15 protein-coding genes are annotated in these 20,196 nt (G+C 42.7%); 5 read left to right on the top strand and 10 right to left on the bottom strand.

The genetic code is table 11. From position 1 onward, the window contains the following. Positions 1-436 precede the first annotated feature (436 nt). From AC1DQW_RS04945 to AC1DQW_RS04935, 3 genes are all read right to left on the bottom strand, one after another. Positions 437-940, bottom strand: a complete 504-nt coding sequence (locus AC1DQW_RS04945; protein WP_477402820.1) for an anti-sigma factor — start codon at positions 938-940, stop codon at positions 437-439. Next, positions 937-1,518, bottom strand: coding sequence for an RNA polymerase sigma factor (locus AC1DQW_RS04940; RefSeq protein WP_477453099.1), 582 nt, complete (start codon positions 1,516-1,518; stop codon positions 937-939). Before AC1DQW_RS04940 ends, AC1DQW_RS04945 begins: the two co-directional genes overlap by 4 nt. A gap of 223 nt (positions 1,519-1,741) precedes the next feature. Then, positions 1,742-2,470 (bottom strand): zinc metallopeptidase, encoded by a 729-nt coding sequence (locus AC1DQW_RS04935; protein ID WP_477453098.1) that lies wholly within the window; start codon positions 2,468-2,470, stop codon positions 1,742-1,744. 328 nt (positions 2,471-2,798) lie between these two features. Between AC1DQW_RS04935 and AC1DQW_RS04930 the strand changes: the two genes are divergently transcribed. From AC1DQW_RS04930 to AC1DQW_RS04920, 3 genes are all read left to right on the top strand, one after another. After that, a complete protein-coding gene (locus tag AC1DQW_RS04930; RefSeq protein WP_477453097.1) occupies positions 2,799-3,935 on the top strand; it encodes an NAD(P)/FAD-dependent oxidoreductase in 1,137 nt (378 codons plus the stop codon). 79 nt (positions 3,936-4,014) lie between these two features. Beyond that, positions 4,015-4,221: a DUF2683 family protein gene (locus AC1DQW_RS04925; RefSeq protein ID WP_477453096.1), complete on the top strand. Its 207-nt coding sequence runs from the start codon at positions 4,015-4,017 to the stop codon at positions 4,219-4,221. Then, the gene (locus tag AC1DQW_RS04920) at positions 4,212-4,469 is read left to right on the top strand and encodes a Txe/YoeB family addiction module toxin (protein WP_477453095.1); all 258 of its coding nucleotides are present in this window, start codon (positions 4,212-4,214) and stop codon (positions 4,467-4,469) included. The genes AC1DQW_RS04925 and AC1DQW_RS04920 overlap by 10 nt, the downstream gene beginning before the upstream one ends. A 139-nt stretch (positions 4,470-4,608) precedes the next feature. Here AC1DQW_RS04920 and AC1DQW_RS04915 read toward each other — a convergent pair whose 3' ends face one another. From AC1DQW_RS04915 to recQ, 3 genes are all read right to left on the bottom strand, one after another. Then, complete coding sequence (locus AC1DQW_RS04915) at positions 4,609-5,952, bottom strand: UDP-N-acetylmuramoyl-tripeptide--D-alanyl-D-alanine ligase (RefSeq protein ID WP_477453094.1); 1,344 nt, start codon at positions 5,950-5,952, stop codon at positions 4,609-4,611. Positions 5,953-6,035: 83 nt separating this feature from the next. Next, positions 6,036-6,455 carry a putative quinol monooxygenase gene (locus AC1DQW_RS04910; RefSeq protein ID WP_477453093.1) on the bottom strand — a complete coding sequence of 140 codons (420 nt, stop codon included), beginning with the start codon at positions 6,453-6,455 and terminating at the stop codon, positions 6,036-6,038. A gap of 42 nt (positions 6,456-6,497) precedes the next feature. Then, a complete protein-coding gene (recQ, locus tag AC1DQW_RS04905; RefSeq protein ID WP_477453092.1) occupies positions 6,498-8,666 on the bottom strand; it encodes a DNA helicase RecQ in 2,169 nt (722 codons plus the stop codon). A 564-nt stretch (positions 8,667-9,230) separates the two neighbouring features. On the opposite strand from recQ, the gene AC1DQW_RS04900 reads away from it, so the two are divergent. Beyond that, positions 9,231-11,726 carry a M14 family metallopeptidase gene (locus AC1DQW_RS04900; RefSeq protein ID WP_477453091.1) on the top strand — a complete coding sequence of 832 codons (2,496 nt, stop codon included), beginning with the start codon at positions 9,231-9,233 and terminating at the stop codon, positions 11,724-11,726. Positions 11,727-11,826: 100 nt separating this feature from the next. Here AC1DQW_RS04900 and AC1DQW_RS04895 read toward each other — a convergent pair whose 3' ends face one another. From AC1DQW_RS04895 to AC1DQW_RS04880, 4 genes are all read right to left on the bottom strand, one after another. Next, positions 11,827-14,277: an outer membrane beta-barrel protein gene (locus AC1DQW_RS04895; RefSeq protein ID WP_477453090.1), complete on the bottom strand. Its 2,451-nt coding sequence runs from the start codon at positions 14,275-14,277 to the stop codon at positions 11,827-11,829. 245 nt (positions 14,278-14,522) lie between these two features. Next, positions 14,523-14,723 carry a hypothetical protein gene (locus tag AC1DQW_RS04890; protein ID WP_477453089.1) on the bottom strand — a complete coding sequence of 67 codons (201 nt, stop codon included), beginning with the start codon at positions 14,721-14,723 and terminating at the stop codon, positions 14,523-14,525. A gap of 31 nt (positions 14,724-14,754) precedes the next feature. After that, complete coding sequence (locus tag AC1DQW_RS04885; protein ID WP_477453088.1) at positions 14,755-16,419, bottom strand: PspC domain-containing protein; 1,665 nt, start codon at positions 16,417-16,419, stop codon at positions 14,755-14,757. Positions 16,420-16,443: 24 nt separating this feature from the next. Next, positions 16,444-16,776, bottom strand: coding sequence for a PadR family transcriptional regulator (locus AC1DQW_RS04880; protein ID WP_090639171.1), 333 nt, complete (start codon positions 16,774-16,776; stop codon positions 16,444-16,446). Positions 16,777-17,013: 237 nt separating this feature from the next. On the opposite strand from AC1DQW_RS04880, the gene AC1DQW_RS04875 reads away from it, so the two are divergent. Next, on the top strand, positions 17,014-20,187 hold the full coding sequence (locus AC1DQW_RS04875; protein WP_477453087.1) for a SusC/RagA family TonB-linked outer membrane protein: 3,174 nt from the start codon (positions 17,014-17,016) through the stop codon (positions 20,185-20,187). The last annotated feature ends 9 nt before the right edge of the window (positions 20,188-20,196 follow it).

Raw genomic sequence — 20,196 nt, 5'->3', positions numbered from 1 at the left:
TATTAGTTACAACAGGTTATACGGAAAGAGAAAAAAATTGTTTGTAACAAATTTAAAGACGAGTATGGATTTGCAGATGATAAATAGGATGTGCAGATTAACTTCGAGGGCTTCTCAGTTTCAGATGAGCAGATGATAAATTCACTTCTGTTGGTGCAAAAATTACGGTTCAGATAATCTTTAAAAATAAAAGCCTCCCAACCTTGCGTCGGGAGACTTTCAACCTAAACCTTATCACAATTAAACCGGTAAGATTACCAGTTCATATACAATCATACAATTACTATACCAAAGTAGGCTACTTTATGATTTTTTTTATCAAGTTGATTTCAATACCTTTTCTGCTTCAAAAAATGAGCGTTTTTTTAAGTTATTACCGGTAACTGAACAATTGTGTTAACAACTGTCGTTTTTGTTGTACACCATACAAAACACTTTATGCCTGTTTTACCGTCTTTTTTCTGCGCAGATAGCTATCGGCTAAAAATAAAGCCAGCACTACATCAAATACCAGGAACCATTTAAATACCTGGCTGCTAAAAATATGGCCCATGTTGGGCATTTTAATGCTGGCCGGTAGGGTAACCTTTACATCAACAGCCGAACCGGAAAAATGAATGTTGGCTATTGTAAACACTAACAATGCCAGTATGGTAAAAATAAAAAAGATGCCAACACCCATAATGATGCGTTTATCAATAGCCGCCTTTAAAGGCTTGCTTGCATTTTCGGTACGGATGGTTTCCATCACATTATAGGTAAAGGCCATTGATGGCTCATCAAGTTCCATGTTTGCAAACTCCTGGTTTAGCAGCAGCAGCTCCTGGTATTTTTGCCTGTATACCTCATCCTGCTCAATAAGCAGGGCAATGGCATCCTGCTCAGCCGGTGTGCAGGTACCATCAATGTAGTTCCAGAGTTTTTCTTCAATGGTGTTCATATCAGTTCTTTAACCTCATGTTTTAAATTACGCTCCAGCTTATCTTTTAAACGCTGGCGCGCCCTAAATAGTTTTACTTTAACCGTATTGGCCTCCATTCCCAATGTTTGGGCAATTTCTTCTAAAGATTGCTCGCCCTTATAAAACAAGGTGATGATGGTGGCATCATCAGGTAACAGTTGCTCAATGGCCTGGTTCAGGTAAAACGATCGTGATTTATTTTCCACATTATCAGCATCATAAGCCGACTCATGGTTTTTAACCTGTATGTAAGTGCCCTCGTCATCTATAGACTCGGTGGCCACTCTTTTTTTTCTCAAAAATGTCATGGCTGTATTATATACAATGGTATACAGCCATGTTGTAAATTTAGATTGCGCCTGGTACATGGCCAGCGAGCGGTAAGCTTTTATAAAGCAATCCTGTGCAATTTCCTCAGCATCCTCGCGGCTTTTAGCAAAACGCATAGCCAGCGTAAACACAAAACGCTGGTGCCGCTTTACCAGGTCGGCATAAGCCGACTGGTTGCCAGCCAGTGTCTGTTCTATAAGATCGATATCTGAAAGCTTGCTTTGCATGTGTTACAACCTCTCTGACTACTGGACTTTTACTTAGGTTACACTTGTTATGTAAATATAATGAACTTAATGTGCAGATTTCAGATATGCAGATGGTAAATAAGGTGCGAAAGTTTTGGTCCCCTATTAAGGAAGCAGGTATAAGAGATATGGCCTTTCTTTTTTTTAGAAAGGCCATCTTCTCCTAATAACATCATTTGCACATCTGCATATCCGCACATCCTCAATTCCGCCGGTTAAACAAAAACGAGGCATAATATACCAACGTAGCCAGTGCGCTTACGGCGGCCACAACGTAGGTCATGGCGGCCCACCACAGGGCATCTTTAGCCAGCTCATGTTCATCGGTGGTTTGTATAATGCTATAATTGTTATTAAGCCAGGCTAATGCGCGGCGGCTTGCATCAAACTCAACCGGCAGGGTTACAAAGCTAAAGAAAGTAACCAGTGCCAGGGCGGCAACACCTATGGCTAATACGATAGAGTTATTGGCAAAAAACAACAACATTATGCCAATGAAAAGGGTCCATTGGGTTAGCGTTGATGCCACATTGATAACCGGCACCATAGCCGAGCGAAAGCTTAACCACGCATAAGCCTGCGCATGCTGAACGGCATGGCCACATTCATGAGCGGCAACAGCCGCCGCGGCTATACTTCTGCTATAATAAACATCCTGGCTTAAGTTAACAGTTTTTGTTTCGGGGTTATAATGATCGGTAAGCTGGCCTTCAACACACATTACCTGCACATCAAATATGCCATGTGCGCGCAGCATTTTTACCGCCACTTCCTGGCCCGAAAGACCTGATAGTAAGCCGATTTCCGAATATCGTTTAAATTTACTTTTAAATCGCCACTGTACAATAAAGCTTACCAGGGCAACCAAAATCATCAGTAACCATGCCGAGTTAAAGCCGATGTATCCCATAATTAATGATAGATGATTCATATTAAGTTAAAATTCAAAATTAAAAAGTCAAAATTCTCTTAGATCTTAGATTTCCACCGTCGTTGCTTCGTGCATATTCATGAGTGTTTGCAAGCCTTTTGTCATGCTGAACGAAGTGAAGCATCTATTATTCGCCATGCTTCGTCGCCCTGTACAGTCTGCGAATAGATTCTTCACTACGTTCAGGATGACAAACCTTTTAAAACATTATTCTTCTCTGTCAAAGCCTCCATAAACCTGTTCAAAAACTATTCCGGTCTTAATTCATGTCAAAAGTAAATACCCAATTGCAAGGCTTTTGAGTTTTACTTTTTACTTTTGACTTAAAATGTATTCATACTGGGAACGTACAGCGTTTATTGATAATGCCGATGTAATTATCGTCGGTAGCGGCCTTGTTGGCTTAAGCGCCGCCCTGCATTTAAAAAAGCAGCAACCTGCTTTAAAAGTGTTGGTGTTGGAGCGGGGCTTTTTACCATCGGGAGCCAGTACTAAAAACGCGGGATTTGCCTGTTTTGGTACAGTAAGTGAACAAATTGAAGTAATAAATCGCTCATCTGAAGCCGAAGCGATGCGCCTGGTTGATTACAAATGGCGCGGCCTGCAGCGCTTAAGGCAAAACCTGGGCGACGAGAATATTGGCTATCATCAATACGGTGGGCATGAGTTATTTATGGAGGATGAAGCCGATGCTGCAAAAAGTGCTTTCGACCGTGTAGATCACCTCAATAAATTATTGCGGCAAGTCATAGGCAGGCCTGACATTTATTCAGTGGCTGATGAAAAAATTGCAGGTTTTGGCTTTAATAAGGTAGGCCACATGATCTACAATCCGTTTGAAGGGCAAATTCATACCGGTGAAATGATGCGTACCTTATTATATAATGTATACCAACTGGGAGTGCTGGTGCTAAACAATGTGCAGATCTCGACAATTGAACAGGAAAACAAACACATCTGCCTGCAAACAACCCAGGGAAACTTTAAGGCAGGCAAGGTGATACTGGCTACCAATGCCTTTGCCAGCCAATTATATCCCGAGCTTAATGTGATTCCAGGCAGGGGGCAGGTATTGGTTACCCGGCCAGTATCAGGTTTAAAGCTGAGGGGCACCTATCATTTTAATGAAGGCTATTATTATTTCCGTAATATTGATAACCGCGTGCTATTTGGCGGCGGCCGCAACCTGGATTATAAAGCCGAAGAAACCTGGGACTTTGGGCATACCGATATTGTAAAGGAAAAACTGCTAAGCTATCTGCATGAAGTGATCCTGCCTGATCAGCAAATTGAAGTTGATTATTGGTGGAGCGGCATTATGGGCTTTGGCGAGGAGTTAAGCCCGATAGTGAAGGAGGTAAAGCCTGGTGTTTTTTGCGCGGTTAGGTGTAACGGTATGGGCGTAGCAATGGGAAGTTTGGTGGGTGAGGAAGTGGCGGAGCTGGCGATGCGTGAAGGGCATTAACGTAATCCTGTTAATATAGAAAACAGAGAAATAAAAGAAAAATTTGTAAATTAGTGTTTTAACTATAAAAGTTTGCAAAATGAACACTTTCGCCGTACACCCTACTAACGAGGCCCAGGTTAAGGCTGTTAAAGCTGTATTGGAGGCTTTACAGGTGCCTTATGACGAAGAGCCTGAAACCCAACCGATTTATGATGCTGAATTTATGGCTGAAATTGAAAAAGGCAGAAAAGAAGCAAGGGAAGGGAAGGGAACTATAATTAAAATAGAGGATCTGTGGAAGTAAAATTCATGGATAAGGCCTTATCAGATCTGTCGTATTGGAAAAAGAGCGGGAATGTCCAGGCGCAAAAAAAGATATCACAATTAATTGAAGCTATTAAGGAAAATCCATTTGGTGGAATTGGTCAGCCTGAAGAATTAAAATATCAATGGAACGGACTATGGTCCCGAAGAATTAATTTAGAGCACCGTATAATTTATGAAGTGCTTGATGAAACCATCACGATTTACTCGTTAAAGGGGCATTATTAGGTTAAGCTTAAACAATTTGAAGTGGAATTTCGGATTCCTCCGCGATAGATCCTTGCTTCAGGATATTAAAAGACAAGTGCACCCATGCTTTACACCTTGTGTGTGTTGGACGAAACAAGTTCGGCATGACTTTAGGGCACTAAAACAACTCCACCAACCGCTCCAAAGCCATCCCTCTTGAGCCTTTTATCAGGATAGTTGAACCGGTTATCGGATTTGCTTTTAAGCCGGCGATGGCATCCTCTGCAGTAGCATAGAAAGTAGCCTCCTGGTTTTGAATTTTGAATTTTGAATTTTGACTTAAAAAGTCCTTCCCAATAAAAATCCGTTCATCAACTTCGGTATCCAAAGCTTTTTGAATAACCGCAGTATGCTCAACAGCCGATTCTGGCCCCATTTCAAACATATCGCCGAGGATAAGTACTTTTCGATTAGCTTCTAATTTGCCGATGTTCTCGATAGCTACAAACATGCTGCTTGGGTTGGCATTATAGTAATCGCAAACGAGCGTGTTGGTAGCTGTTTTAACAATTTGTGAGCGGTTGTTTTTAGGCTGGTAACCCACGATGCCTGCGTTGATTTCGGCAGCGGGGATATTAAAATAAGTGCCAATGGTTATAGCCGCTAATATATTATGCAGGTTATAGGCGCCGGTAAGCTGTGTTTTTGCGGTATGGCTTTCGCCGGTTTTATTGTTAGTCCACTCCAGGGTAAGTAAAGGAGAGTTTTCAACCAGTTCACCGCTGATCAAATCGTCAATAGTATTAGTACCGTAATAAACAACATTGCTCAATTTGCGCGCAGCAGCCATTTCAAGCAAAGTACTATCGTCGCTATTAATAAACGTAACACCCGCTCCCCGAAACTCGCTCCCCGCACCAGTTAAATAATCGTACAACTCCCCTTTGCCTTTCTTAACACCTTCAATCCCGCCAAAACCTTCTAAATGCGCTTTGCCTACATTGGTGATTAGCCCATGCGATGGCTGGGCTATGCTGCAAAGCAGTTCAATCTCTTTCTGGTGATTGGCCCCCATTTCAATAACCGCCATTTGATGCGAGGCATTAATGGTTAAGATGGTAAGCGGTACGCCTATATGGTTATTTAAATTTCCCTGTGTAGCTTGCGTTTTAAAATGTTGCGATAGTACGGCGTTGATAAGCTCCTTCGTAGTGGTTTTACCGTTAGTGCCGGTAAGGCCAATAACCGGGATCTTTAATTGCCTGCGGTGGTGCCGCGCAAGGTCCTGTAAAGCAGTTAGCGTATCATCTACCAGTAAATACTTTTCACCAAGCTGGTATTCCGGGTTATCTATTACAACATAGGCCGCTCCCGTTTCAATTGCTTTTTGGGCAAAGGTATTGGCATCAAACTTATCACCTTTAAGGGCAAAAAACAGGCTGCCTGCAGCAATTTTACGGGTATCGGTACTGATAACAGGATGTTGCAGATATAGCTGGTAAAGTTGTTGGGTAGTAGTCATACGTAATTTGGCCGCGTTAAGGGCATGTTAAGCAACAAAGTTAATTGATTGATAAGTATATATTGGCTGGGGCGCGTATAAAATTACATATCGGGCTTTTTGGCAAAGCCAATCAGGCTAACATCAACAAGCTCCAATGATTTTACCATATGCTGAACCGTTTCTTTGTATTTTTTAAAATGAGGTGTTTCTATATGTAATTTGTAGGCGGCTGTATCAGCATATATTTCGAGGATGGTGATGTGTGCCGGATTTGCTTTATCGGCCACGGCGTAATAAGTTAATACCCCGGGCTCAACATGAACAGCGGTTGTCATTTGCTCTTTCAAAGCGGCGTTATACTGATTTAACTGCGCAGGATTAACCTGGATCTTCGCCAGCCTCACCATTTGGTTTTTTTGCTGTGCCATAGCCTTATTGCTAAAAGACAGTGCGGAAATACCTGCGATAACAATTAAAAACAGGGAGCGGATCTGACTAAAATTAATTTTAAATACCTGCATGTTATAGAAGATTTTAACCAACCTAAAGATAGACAACATATATCATTGATCTTTGTTCATCCAGCTTATTACAGCTTTAATTTCGCCGTAGCTGTAATCATCGCCCAAAATTTGTTTTAGGGGCGAAAGCATTTGGCTGCCATAGCTCTCCACCGCATCTTTAATGGCAGGGATTTTTTGCTGGGGCACTATCTCCAGGATATCTATCTCGCCCGATTCAATGAAGTGACTCAGGTGACCTTCAATGGTCATTGGAGATAAGCCACGGGCGGCTGCAATTTCGGGTATGCTTTTACCCTGGCGGTACATAGTAAAAGTTTCGGTACGGGTATCGTTGGTTTTGCGTGCTTTCGGGGTTCGCTCCACCCGGTCGGTTTTGGGTTTGCGTTCCCGCTTTGGCGATTTATAGGCTATTTTGGATTCCAGCCCTTTTTCTTTACAATAATCTTTAACAGGCTGCAACAGCTCGCGGCCATAACGGGCCAGTTTAACATCTCCAAAGCCCGAGATCAAACGCAGTTCATCCAGGCTTTGGGGCAGAAAGGTGGCCATTTCAAGCAGGGTAGCATCAGAGACGATAATGTAGGCCGGTACATTTTCCAGCCTGGCAATATCATTACGTACACTCTTAATTCGGCTCAATAATTCGGCCTCATGTGGTGGCGCCTGTACATGGGTATGGGTTTCTTCTGTTATCTCGCTTTCAATAAATTCAACCTTTTGCAGGCCTTTTAATACGGCAGCACTTTTGCTGGTTAGTTTTACTATAGGGTAACCATCATCGGTAATGTGCAGGTAATCCATCGTAATCAGCTCGCGTATATAGCGCTGCCAGTCGGGTTTGCTGATATCGGCGCCAATGCCATAGGTTTTTAGCTGTTTATGTTCATCGCGGATTTTTTCGGTTTTCGATCCGCGTAAAAAGTCTATCACATAGTTAACACCAAAGCGTTCATTTAAACGGGCAACAGCCGATAGCGCCTTTTGGGCTATCAGCGTACCATCAAAGCGTTTAAACTCGGTTAAACAAAAATCGCAGGAGCCGCAATTTGGGGGGAAGGCCTCATCAAAATAATTCATCAGATACTGCCTGCGGCAAGCCTGCAGCTGGCAATATTTCACCATATCGTTCAGCTTATTGAGCATAATGCGGCTTTGTGCTTCGTTGCCCTCAATGCGTGCAAAGTGCTGCAATTTACCCGCGTCTCCCGGCGAATAAAGCAATAATGCCTCTGATGCCAGGCCGTCGCGTCCGGCCCTGCCGGTTTCCTGGTAATAGCCTTCAATGTTTTTAGGCAGATCCATGTGCACCACGTAACGCACATTTGACTTATTGATGCCCATCCCGAAGGCTATGGTTGCTACAATGATCTTTACATCATCACGCAAAAAAGCTTCCTGGTTATTTACTTTTAATTCATTACCTAAACCGGCATGGTAGGCCTCCGCGACAAAGCCCTCATCTTTCAGGTCGGCAGCCAGGTCTTCGGTTGATTTACGCGACAAGCAATATATAATGCCCGATTCATCCTTGCGTTCGTTCAAAAAAGCAATAAGCTGATTAAAGCTGTTCTTTTTGGGTACAACCCGGTAGGTAATATTAGCCCGGTTGAATGAGGATACAAATACCGCAGGTTTATGAAGATTTAACTTTTCAAGGATATCCTTTTGGGTCAGCTTGTCGGCAGTAGCGGTAAGCGCTATGACAGGCACATTCGGGAACTCGGTTTTTAGCTGTGCCAGCATCAGGTACTCCGGCCTGAAATCATGTCCCCATGACGAAATGCAATGCGCCTCGTCAATGGCTATCTGTACTACCGGAAGGGTTTTTAAAAAGGCGATCATTTTATTATCGCCGCCAAACAAGCGTTCGGGAGCTAAGTACAGGAGCCTTACCTGGTTGTTTCTAAGCTGTTCAACCAATCGCCTCTGCTCATCGGGGTTTTGGGCCGAGTTTAAAAATGCTGCGGGGATGCCACTTACATTCAGGCTGTCAACCTGGTCTTTCATCAACGCAATAAGCGGCGATATAACAATGGTAAGTCCATTCAACAATACTGCAGGTAGCTGGTAACATAATGATTTACCGCCACCGGTTGGCATAAGCGCCATCACATCCTGCTTATTTAAAACATGCTGAATAATAGCCTCCTGCTGGTGCCTGAAAGCGCTATAACCAAAATATTTTTGCAGGGCTTGTAATGGGGTCATAAAGATATGCAGATTTTAGATGTGCAGATGTGCAGATTAGATTTTTTTACGGCTTCACGGTTTTAGATGTGCAAATTACAAATTATCAGGCAAATTGCTAAAATTTTTAGATTTTTTAGGACTGCCAGCTGGGGAGATTTATTTAATTTTTGTAAATTTGTGTATCAGCCACTAAATAACCACTCCGGCTTTTATCTAACAACTCTCCTTAAAAAAGGCTTTAAAGTCGCTGTTTTTTGTTGCAATATTCTCTTTTTCAATCAATTACAGAAATATAAAGGGGCATGGCCGGGTGATCAAAAGGATAACAAAGGTTCATGTACGTAAGATGATTCGCAAGGTGCATGAACGGTATATGAAAGGTGTGAGTTGGGTGCTTCATAGGCATATCTGAAACGGCGAAGCCCTAGATGACCTTAACCGGCATATCTGCACATTTGGAATCTGCATATCTGAAATCTGCATATCTGTTATTGTAACAATCTACACACTCGAAATCTGCATACCTGCGCATTTAAAAATAAATTCTGCATATTAGCGTATCTCTTATCCTACGCATATATCATGGTAAAAAAACATTTACTCCTTTTTGTTTTTGTCAGCTTCTTCTGTTCGGCCTTTGCTCAAAAAATACAATCACCCGAAGAGTTTTTGGGCTACAAGCAGGGCGAGCAGTTTACCCCGCACTATCGTATCGTTGAATATTTTAAATACATAGCCCAAGCATCAAAAAATGTAAAGTTGCGGCAATTTGGCACTACCAACGAAGGACGACCGCTGCTGGCTATGTTTATTGCATCCGACGAAAACATTGGCCGGCTGGAAGAGATCCGTCATAATAACTTACGTGTAGCCGGAATAGAAAGCGGCCCAGTGCTTACAAATGCACCCGTAATTACCTGGTTAAGCTATAATGTGCATGGTAATGAGCCTGCCTCAAGCGAGGCGGCGATGTGGACTTTATATGACCTTGTTGATCAAACAAATACGACCACCCAGGCATGGCTTAATAATACTCTGGTGGTTATCGACCCCTGTTTAAACCCCGATGGGCGCGATAGGTACGTTAATTTCTATAACTCGGTAAAGGGAGCTGTGCCCGATGCCAACCCAACATCACGTGAACATGCCGAACCATGGCCGGGCGGGCGGGTGAATCATTACTATTTTGATCTTAACCGCGACTGGGCATGGCAGCAACAAAAAGAGACCCAGGCCCGTGTAGGTTTATTTAACCAATGGCTGCCACAGGTGCATGTTGATTACCACGAGCAGGGGTACAATGCCCCGTATTACTTTGCCCCGGCAGCCGAGCCGTATCATAGGGATATTACCCAATGGCAACGCGATTTCCAGGTTACTATTGGTAAAAACAACGCTAAATACTTTGACCAAAATGGCTGGATGTATTTTACCAAATATGAGTTCGACCTGCTTTACCCTTCGTATGGCGACACCTACCCCCTATACAATGGCTCGATAGGAATGACCTATGAGCAGGGTGGTATCAGCGCCGGGTTGGCGGTTGTTACCCGCAGTGGCGATACCCTTACCCTTGCCCAGCGCGTGGCTCATCACCATTCAACAGGTTTAAGTACTATCGAAACAGCATCGGCCAATGCGCAAAAACTGAAAGATGAGTTTAAAAGGTTTTTTGATAACAGCCGCGCCAACCCGCCGGGCGAGTACAAAACCTATGTTATTAAAAACGATAACAACAATAAAATAAACGCTATGGCCAAATTGCTTGCCCGCAACGGAATACAATATGGCTTTGGGATAGGCAATAAAGCGGTTACAGGTTATGATTATATAACCGGTAAAACCGAACAGTATACGGTGGGGCCTAATGACCTGGTGGTAAATGCCTATCAGCCTAAAGCCGTATTGCTACATGTGTTGCTGGAGCCCAGAACTTTTATTCCTGATTCAAATACCTATGATATTACCGCGTGGTCGCTCCCTTATGCTTTTGGTTTGAAGGCATATGGCGTTAAGGAATCATTTAAACCGGCAAGCGCCGAATGGAGCATTGTGGCGCCCAAAGCTTTGGTGAATACCCACGCTTACGCTTATGTATCGGCATGGCAATCTGTTGGTGATGTAAAATTCCTGGCAGCATTGCTTAAAAAGAAGATAAGGGTACGTTATTCCGAAAAACCATTTGATGCAGCCGGGAAGCATTTTGCACCAGGATCATTATTAATAACCCGTGCCGGTAATGATCGGGCCGATTTTGACCAGACCGTTACCCAAACCGCCGCTGGGCTTAACCAGGAGGTTACGCCACTGTCATCTGGATTTGTTGATAAAGGATCTGATCTTGGCTCAGATGCGGTAAGGTATATTCGCCAGCCTAAAGTTATGCTGGTTGCAGGCGATGGCGTAAACTCCGAAGCGATGGGAGAGGTGTGGCATTTTTTTGAGACACAGTTGGGTTACCCCATTACCCTGGTTAGATACCAGGATATTGGCCGCACGCGTTTGGCCGATTTTGACGTAGCTGTTTTTCCAGACGGCAGGTATGATGATTTCCCATCAGAGAAACTGCAGAATTGGATCCGCGATGGAGGGAAGCTTATTGCTGTAGATAATGCCGTTGCATTACTGGTTGATAAAAAAGGTTTCCTGATAAAAAAGAAGGAGGATAAAAAAGATGACAAGGATAAAGACAAAACCGTTAAAATTTATGGCGACCGTGATCGCGATGCCATCCGCGGTATGATCCCCGGCGCTATATTTAAACTTAACCTTGATAATACCCATCCGCTTGGTTTCGGTTTGCCCGATTACTATTATTCATTAAAACTAAACGATGATATCTACGAGCTTTTTGGCGGCGAAGATGGCTGGAATGTAGGCACCATTAAAAAAGACAGCTATGTATCGGGTTTCGCGGGTGCGCAAGCCAAACAAAAGATCAATAATGGTTTGCTGCTTGGTGTGCAATCCATGGGCCGTGGCTCGGTAGTTTATATGGTTGATGATCCGTTGTTCCGCAGTTTCTGGGAAAATGGCAAACTGCTGTTTAGCAATGCTGTGTTTATGGTAGGGCAGTAAAGTGCAGCCCCCCAGCCCCCTGAAGGGGGAGCTTTTGATTTGCATATTGGCAAAACAATACTTTATATGCTCCCCCTTCAGGGGGTCGGGGGGCTGTGGTCTAATTATTCCCCTTCACTCTACCTTTTTCGTCATCGGCGCCGCTGCGGTGCTGGCGAACTTTGATGGAATTGTTACCAAAGTTGTAGGTGAGCGTTAACCTTCCAACCCTCGTGTCATTTCGTTGCCTGATGGTGAAATTGTTGTTGAGCGCGTTGCTGCTCAGGTTATTACGGCGCATGTTGAATACATCATCGCAAGCTACTTTAACATTGAATTTTTTATCGAAAAATGATTTGCTGATACCAAGATCAACGGAGTAGCGGGGCCTTATTTTATAAATGCCGTAAGTTAATGGCGATTGGTAATCGCCCATGACTTCCAAACGGGCGCCGGCAAATTTAAATGTTTGGGTTGTACGCGCCTGGTATGCCCATTGGCCATCGTTAAAGTTGTAGCCGGCAAGCGAATCAGATTTAAAGCCTAAATAAAAGGCTGTTACGTTGATATTTCCTTCCCACCATTTGGTGATAGTGAAAGGACTGTTGATATTGGCGTTGTAATTTGTTTGTGTTTGCAGGTTTTTATTGGTTTGAAATGTTTTTTCGCCTTCAGTCAAAATCAGCTCGGTAATAGCATCTGTAGTGTGGCTATAGCCCAGGCTAACATTGATGGTTTTATTATAGGTATAATTAAACTCAAAGTTTTGGGTGTATTGAGGGTTAAGGAAGGCGTTACCTTTACTAAAGGTGTATGGATCAAGATAATAGATGAATGGGTTTAGATCATCATAGCCCGGACGGTCGATTCGGCGGCTGTACGACAGACTTACCTCATTTTTATCATTTATGGTATGATTAATAAACGCACTTGGGAAAAAGTTAAGGTAGCTGCGATTTACCGGCGTATAGCCAATCAGGTTGCCGTTTGATCGGGTGTATTCGGCACGTAAACCAACCTGTACCGATGTTTTTTTGAATTGTTTGTTCAGGTTAATGTAGCCGGCCTCAATTTTTTCGTCGTAAATAAAGTGGTTGCTGCGGCCTTTGTCATTAATGTAGGTACCGCCGCTATCAATTTGGGCCCTTAAGTCGTTATCGGTTTTAACATTGCTGTATTTGGCACCGGCTTCCAGTTTTATGGTTTTGGTTAGCGGCTTGGTATAATCAACCTTGCCGGTGTATATGGTAATTTTTGAAGGACTTTGATTGCGCAGCAATTGCGTTGGGCGTTGGGCGCTGCCATCGGCTAAAAAATAATCAGTAGTATATTGCGCGTTGTTGCTGTTGTTAAATTTAGAGTAATCAAAATCGAAGCTCAGTTCCTGGCCGCTGGTATCAATTTTAAGTCTGTCGTTAAGATTTACCGCGATGTTTTTGTAAGCCTGGTGGAAAACGGATGTAGTGCGCAGGGACGAATCGGCAACGCCATATTTCGTACCTATTATGGTAGATGTGTTGTTGTTATCATTTTCGGTATTTGAGTAACCGCTCACTACAAAACCTATAGTATGTTTAGGTGTAAGGTCGTAATCGGCACCTACGCGGTAGTTGTTGTAATGATTGGTGCTGGGCATAGACGATTGCTGGTTAAAATAATTGGTAATACCCTGCTCGTTGCTAACAACGCGGTCAAGCAGTAAATCATGCCCGCGTTTTCTATCGCCCCGGCTAAATGTGCCAAACACATTAAGGTTGCCGTCTTTATGGTTAAGGTTTAAGCTGCTGTTATCTCTCCAGTATTTTCCTTTGGCAACACCTACAGTAACACTACCGTTGGTACCCGATTGGGTATTCTTTTTTAGCTTGATGTTGATGATGCCGGAGTTGCCTGCCGCATCGTATTTAGCCGATGGATTGGTAATGATCTCGATAGATTTGATGGTGTTGCCATCTGTTGAGCGTAGCAGGGTTGCCAGCTGCGCGGCAGTAAGATAAGTGAGTTTATCGTTTATCATTACCGTTACACCTTGTTTGCCTTTAAGGCTGATGTTATCATCTTTATCAACGGTGACGCCGGGAGCCCTCGCTAATATTTCCATAGCGGTGTTGCCCGCTGCAAGTACACTGCCCTCCACATTCATTACCGTACGATCAATCTTGCGTTCTATCAATGGTTTGGTAGCAGTAATATTAACAGTTTTCAGGGTGTTGTTCCCCTGTTGCAGGTTTAAAACCGGCACCGCTATATTTGCTGAATTTCCGGTAATGGTAAATGGCTGGCTGATGGCTTTTGTATAGCCAACTACAGTAGCTTTTATCAGGTATTTGCCCGTTGGTACTTTATCAAAGGAATAAACACCATTGTCGTTACTTAAAGCGCCTTTAACTACGGTTGAGTCTGATGCTTTGATGATGCTTACACTGGCGTAATCAAGGGGTTTACCCTGATCGTTTACAAGGGAGCCGGATACTTTGGCGCTGCCGGTTTTGCCGGTCTGGCCAAAAGATACACTCCAGCTGATAACTACAAGCAGGAACGTATATAATATATGGTTGATTTTAGTTTTCATTGTTGTGTTGTTAAAATGTTTGGGCAGTAAAAAGCCATTAAGGAAAAAGCTCCTTTTAAAAATTGTGTAAATAAGTTGTCAGGTGTTTTGGCGCTTAGCCTTTAGTGTGTTTAGTAATTATTGTATATAAGCAGTTTGTTTCATAGTGTATCAGTTTTAGGGACGATGGTAATGCTGTAACCTTGTAAGCCCCGGTCTGTAATTTGTGCGTCTTTTTGTATAAGATGCACAATAGGGGTGATTGGTTACAGAGAAATTAAACTTTTTAATGCAGGGAAGATGTTTTGGGCCATACCGATTATGATAGCCTGACCTAAAGGGTAGTTACTATTGGCAGAAGCTAAAGATGCAGGTTTAACAAGAGTTGGGCTGGCGGCATAGAATGTAATACTGTAAAAAGGAATAATAAGCCCGCTAAATAATAGCAGGCTTATATATTTTATCAAGGCTCTCATATAGGTAGGTTCTGGGTAAGTACTATTGATCTGCGTTTTTAATGCTGTCTACTACCTCTTGTTTTCTGAGACTATCAATTGTAGCTTGGGGAACGGGTGGTATTTTGCACTCTAAGCCATTTGCCGTCATCACAAATACCGAACCATTAGGGTTAACCGGCTTATTGTTTTGCCCGCAATCATAAAGGTTAAAACCCATGTTCCTGTCAAGCTTGTTGTCAATAACCAGGGTTGAGTTTATAGGAACTTTTAATGTAATATATAGCTTTTGACCGCGCCATTTGGTACCTGCAAGTCTTTCCAGTCGGCGATCGAATTTTATTACCGAATCTTTTTGTGTAAAACGATAGCTGATGTTCCGTGCATTGATCAGCGCATCCTCATCGTCGCGGCCCCTTGCAGTAAATGATTCAACAAGCACAGGTTGCGGAACATCACTTTTTTCTATATTAATGTTCACCGGTTCTGTGCCAAAATCATCGTCGCCATTAAAATCATCATCTAAAATTATCATACCATTAAAACGCTCTTTGATGCGCAGTCGGGTACTATCCTCATTGCTTAAATATTTGGCATCATTAAGTTGCAGGTAATAGGTGCTGTTTGGTGTTGCTTTAATGTTGATAGTCTTGCTCATTTTTGCCCCTTCTCTAAAATCGGCCGAAGCCCTTACGCCGTAGTAAACAACGGCCCCCAAAGCGGCCAGCCATACGCATAATAAGGTTGTGCCAATTGTACGGTTAAATGATGCGTTTTTAAACAAGAAGCCTATGATTACCAGTATAATTGATAATAAGGGTATTGCCAGTAATAAAAAGCCCCCGGCAATAAATATTACGCTGGTTTCCTGGTTAACAAAATTAAACGGAGGGATATGATATATATCAGTTTTGCCGAAGGCAATCAATCCAACAACGGCTACAATGAGTGCTATTGCAAGACCGAAACAGGTAAGTAATATCGCCCCGGCTATCAATTTACCAACCAAACTACCCGCTCCTCTTAAAAATACGCCCAGGTGATCAAAAAAATCGCTTATAAAATCGCGGGTTTTATACACAAATGGTTTGGCTTCATGCTTGAAGTTGTGCAGGTTTTCTTTAACAGTGCTTAGTTCATCCTCAAAGTTCTTTTTAAAACCTTTCAGATCCTGCTTTTCGCCTTTCATGGCCATACGGTCGGCACGGGTCATGGCTTTGGGCACTACAATCCATAAAATTACGTAAAGAAAGAAACCGCTCCCGGCAACACAAAATGAAATAACGAATGCAAGCCTTACCCAAACAGCCGGAATATCAAAATAATTGGCAATACCGGCTGCAACACCGCTCACCAAATGATCGTCAGGGTCGCGGAAAAGCCTGCGACGCTCCGTATTATAGGTATAGTTATTGCCCCCAGTAGTTTTTGCATCGCTTTCTGCGAATTCAAAATCCTCTACGGTGCCCATTTGCTCAACAACCAGCTTAACATCCTGCTCAACAATAACCTGTTTGCTTTGACTTGCTAAAATTTCGTTAAACATTTCGGCAATCCGGTTTTCGATGTCGGTTGTGATCTCCAAACTGTCTGCAGAGGTAGAAAAATGACGCTTTACATCGGTCATGTAAAGTTTAAGTACGTCGTAAGCATCCTCTTCGATGTGAAATACGATGCCGTTTATGTTAATTATGATAGTTTTGTTCATGATGCGTAATAATTTCCGTTTTTTTTATTTTCTGTCTCCAATGGCCGTTTGCACGGCATAAACTAATTCCTGCCAGGTTTTATCCAGCTGTTCCAGCACGTTTCGGCCTTCGTCTGACAGGACATAATACTTTCGCGGGGGGCCCGAAATGGACTCGACCCAGTTGTAAGTGAGCAGGCCATTGTTTTTTAAACGGGTTAATAATGGGTACAGAGTACCCTCAACTACAAGCAGTTGGGCTTTCTTAAGTTCAGCAATTATGTCTGATGCATATGTTTCGCCCTTGGCTATGATGGAAAGAATGCAGTACTCCAGTATGCCCTTCCTCATTTGGGTTTGTGTGTTTTCAACGATCATAATACAAAGATATATGTTTTGGATTGTATTATGCAATACATAGTACTAAAATTATTAATTTTTCTTATTAAACATGCTTTTTTTAAAAAAAAATCATCTTTTTTAAGAAAATACTTGACTTTTTGATAACGTAACATTACTTTTAACATTAATTAACTATTAACTGATCTTATTATTAACAAAATGAAAAAACTTCTACTAGCAAGTTTGTGCTTTCTGTTGTTATGCCTAACACAGGTGCACGCACAAAATCGTACAGTTACTGGTACGGTTACGGCCAAAGATGATGGCCTTCCCCTCCCGGGAGTATCAGTAAAACTAAAAGGTACTACCATGGGTACGCAAACGGCAGCCAATGGAAAGTATTCAATCAATGTACCAGCAGGCGGTACGCTTTTATTTTCCTTTATCGGTTATGCTTCCCAGGAAGTACCTGTTGGCACCAAAAGTGTTATTGCAGTTGTGTTAGAGTCTTCGGCCAGAAGCCTTGGTGAAGTACAGGTAACAGGTGCGTTGGGTGTAAGGCGTCAGGCTAAAGAGCTTGGTTAYGCTGCAACTAACATCTCCGCAAAGCAACTTACCGAAACCCGCCCTACTAACTTTACTAACGGTTTGACTGCCAAGGTTGCCGGTTTGGTTGTTAGTACTGTAAACAACGGTCTTAACCCCGATACGCGTTTTACGTTACGCGGTAGCCGTCACATTGTTGGTAACAACTTTGCTCTTGTAGTACTAAACGGCACACCGGTATCGCCAAATGAGGTTACAACAATTAACCCGGATGATATCGAAAGCGTGAACGTGCTGAACGGTGCTGGTGCTGCCGCCCTTTACGGCTCTGAAGCATCAAACGGTGCGTTGGTTATTACAACCAAACGTGGTAGCGCAACCGGCCAACCAACCATTAACTATTCAAACACTTACCTGCTGGAGTCAGTTTCATACATGCCGGCTTTGCAAAATAAATTTGGTGGTTACGGCGGTGAGGGAACTCCTTATCAGGATGCTGTTACAGGTTTCATTACCGGTTACGTGCCTTATGAAAATCAGTCATACGGCCCTGCTTATGATGGCAGCACAAAAATGCTAGGTATACCGCTTGAGGATGGTACAATTCAATCTTTTCCATACGCTGCCCCCAAGGGAAAAAGCTATGCACGCAGGTTCTTCGAAACAGGTCACAGCGATCAAAACAACATATCATACTCCTCTGGTGATGCCGCTAACTCATTCAATTTCTCGGCTTTTCGTTTAGATCAATCTGGCATTGTCCCTGATGATAAATATAACAAAACCCAGATCCGTATTTCTGGTAGTAAAACAGTCGGAATATTCAAAGTTGACGGAACAGCCAGTTTTTCGCAGGGCAACACCGATACCTATGGTAACTATGGTGATATATTGAGCACCATATTCAACACACCAGGTTGGGTACCACTTCAAAACTATAAAGACCCAACCAAGCCTTTTGCTGATCCAAGTACATATTTTAACTCATATGGTATTAATCCATACTGGAGTATAAAAAACTCAAGGACAATAAAACGTACAGATGTATTTAACGGTAGCTTTTCGGGTGTGTTAACCCCAACCAAATGGTTTGATGCTACTTACCGTTTAAGCTACAACGGCGGTACTTACCAGGAACAAAACAGGCGTGCCGAAATCGACTACACACCATACGCTCATAGTGACCCTACCAATGGTGGTGGTACTGTTGCTTCAAGCTATGGTGCGTTAATTAATCCGGGTACTGTGAATAATATTAAAGTATTTGGCGATGGTAGTATCCCTACCAATAACGACTTCGCCGGCCCGCAAGGCTACAACCGCTTGCAACAGGATATCCTTTTAAATTTCCATAAATCGTTCTTAAATGATCAGTTGAAAGCAAATTTATTAGTAGGTAACTCTATCTGGCAGGAATATGCAGACTATGTTCAAAACGGAACAAACAACCTGCTTGTAAAAGATTTTTATAACGTAAGCAGTTTGTTAGGTGTGCCCAGCGCCAGTCAAGGCACTTTCAAGATTCGTCAGGTAGCTTATTTTGCCGATTTATCGTTAGGATGGAAAGATTACGCGTTTATTGAAGGTACAATACGTAACGACCACGATTCAAGGCTTTCTGCAGCTAACCGTTCAATCTACTATCCATCAGTAAAGGGATCATTTGTATTTACATCGGCTTTTGAGTCGTTAAAAAATAACAAGATCATAAGCTATGGTAAAGTAAGGGGTGGTTATAGCCAGGTGGGTGATGTGAACGTAGGCCCATACAGCCTGCTTAGTACTTTTAACTCAACTTCTGGTTTCCCTTATGGTAACCTGGGGGCATTAGGTTTGAGCACCACTTTAAACAATAAAAACCTGAAACCGGAGCTTACCTCGGAAGTTGAGGTTGGTACCGATTTGGGTTTTATTGACGGACGCGTTAACGTAAGCGCCACTTACTACAATACCCATACAAAAAATCAAACTTTGCCAATTTCAGTATCGCCAACAACAGGTTATACCGGTACCGTTCTTAACATTGGTGAAACACAAAATACAGGTTACGAATTTAAGTTAGACGTAACACCGCTGCAAAAAACAGCAACCGGGGTTGGTGTTACCTTAGGCGGTAACTTCGCAATCCAAAACTCAAAAGTATTATCGCTGTTTGGCGAAACTAAACAACTATCATTAGGTGGTTATACCAATGCTAATACCCGTGCGGTAGTTGGCCAGCCATATAGCGTTTTATATGTTACTGATATTAACCGCGATCCACAGGGCCGTGCTATTGTTGACCCGGTTACAGGCTATCCATCAGCTAACCCTAACCTTATTAACGCCGGGCAAACCACTCCAAAATACGTATTAGGTTTAACACAAACAATCAGCTATAAATTCATTACCTTATCAGTAACTGAAGAATACCGTTCAGGTAACGTAATATATAGTCAAAGTTTACGATCAGCTACTGCGGCAGGTGTGTCCCAATTCTCGGTATCATCAGATCGTCAGCGTTTTATTTTCCCAAATTCAGTAATCAATACAGGTACTGATGCTGCACCGGTTTATACACCCAACACAACTGTAAGTGTGCAGGATGGTAATCTTGGTTTCTGGGATAATGGCGCCTACTATACATCCGGAAGCACTTATGTAACAAGCGGCGCTTTCTGGAAACTGCGTGAGGCAAATCTTTCATTCGATCTGTCAAAATGGATCAAAAAGACAAGATTTATCAAACGTGCTAACTTTGCTATAATTGGCCGTAACCTATTTATGTGGAGGCCAAAAACCAACAACTGGGTTGACCCTGAATTTGCCAACAGTTCTACTAATGGAGATATTGGTGTTAACAGTACCCAGCAAATGCCTGCAAGCCGTATCTATGGCGCTAACCTAACACTGACATTTTAATTAATTTAA

It is taken from the genome of Mucilaginibacter sp. P5_A4 (genome assembly GCF_056400605.1).
The sequence above is the reverse complement of the archived record's forward strand: the minus strand, read 5'-3'. Positions and strand labels throughout refer to the sequence as shown.

Coding starts and splice junctions, on each gene's coding strand:
- AC1DQW_RS04925 (WP_477453096.1), top strand. CDS start 4,015: ATGAACACTTTCGCCGTACACCCTACTAACGAGGCCCAGGTTAAGGCT.
- AC1DQW_RS04910 (WP_477453093.1), bottom strand. CDS start 6,455: ATGCAGGTATTTAAAATTAATTTTAGTCAGATCCGCTCCCTGTTTTTA.
- AC1DQW_RS04930 (WP_477453097.1), top strand. CDS start 2,799: ATGTATTCATACTGGGAACGTACAGCGTTTATTGATAATGCCGATGTA.
- AC1DQW_RS04895 (WP_477453090.1), bottom strand. CDS start 14,277: ATGAAAACTAAAATCAACCATATATTATATACGTTCCTGCTTGTAGTT.
- AC1DQW_RS04900 (WP_477453091.1), top strand. CDS start 9,231: ATGGTAAAAAAACATTTACTCCTTTTTGTTTTTGTCAGCTTCTTCTGT.
- AC1DQW_RS04935 (WP_477453098.1), bottom strand. CDS start 2,470: ATGAATCATCTATCATTAATTATGGGATACATCGGCTTTAACTCGGCA.
- AC1DQW_RS04940 (WP_477453099.1), bottom strand. CDS start 1,518: ATGCAAAGCAAGCTTTCAGATATCGATCTTATAGAACAGACACTGGCT.
- AC1DQW_RS04915 (WP_477453094.1), bottom strand. CDS start 5,952: ATGACTACTACCCAACAACTTTACCAGCTATATCTGCAACATCCTGTT.
- AC1DQW_RS04945 (WP_477402820.1), bottom strand. CDS start 940: ATGAACACCATTGAAGAAAAACTCTGGAACTACATTGATGGTACCTGC.
- AC1DQW_RS04880 (WP_090639171.1), bottom strand. CDS start 16,776: ATGATCGTTGAAAACACACAAACCCAAATGAGGAAGGGCATACTGGAG.
- AC1DQW_RS04885 (WP_477453088.1), bottom strand. CDS start 16,419: ATGAACAAAACTATCATAATTAACATAAACGGCATCGTATTTCACATC.
- recQ (WP_477453092.1), bottom strand. CDS start 8,666: ATGACCCCATTACAAGCCCTGCAAAAATATTTTGGTTATAGCGCTTTC.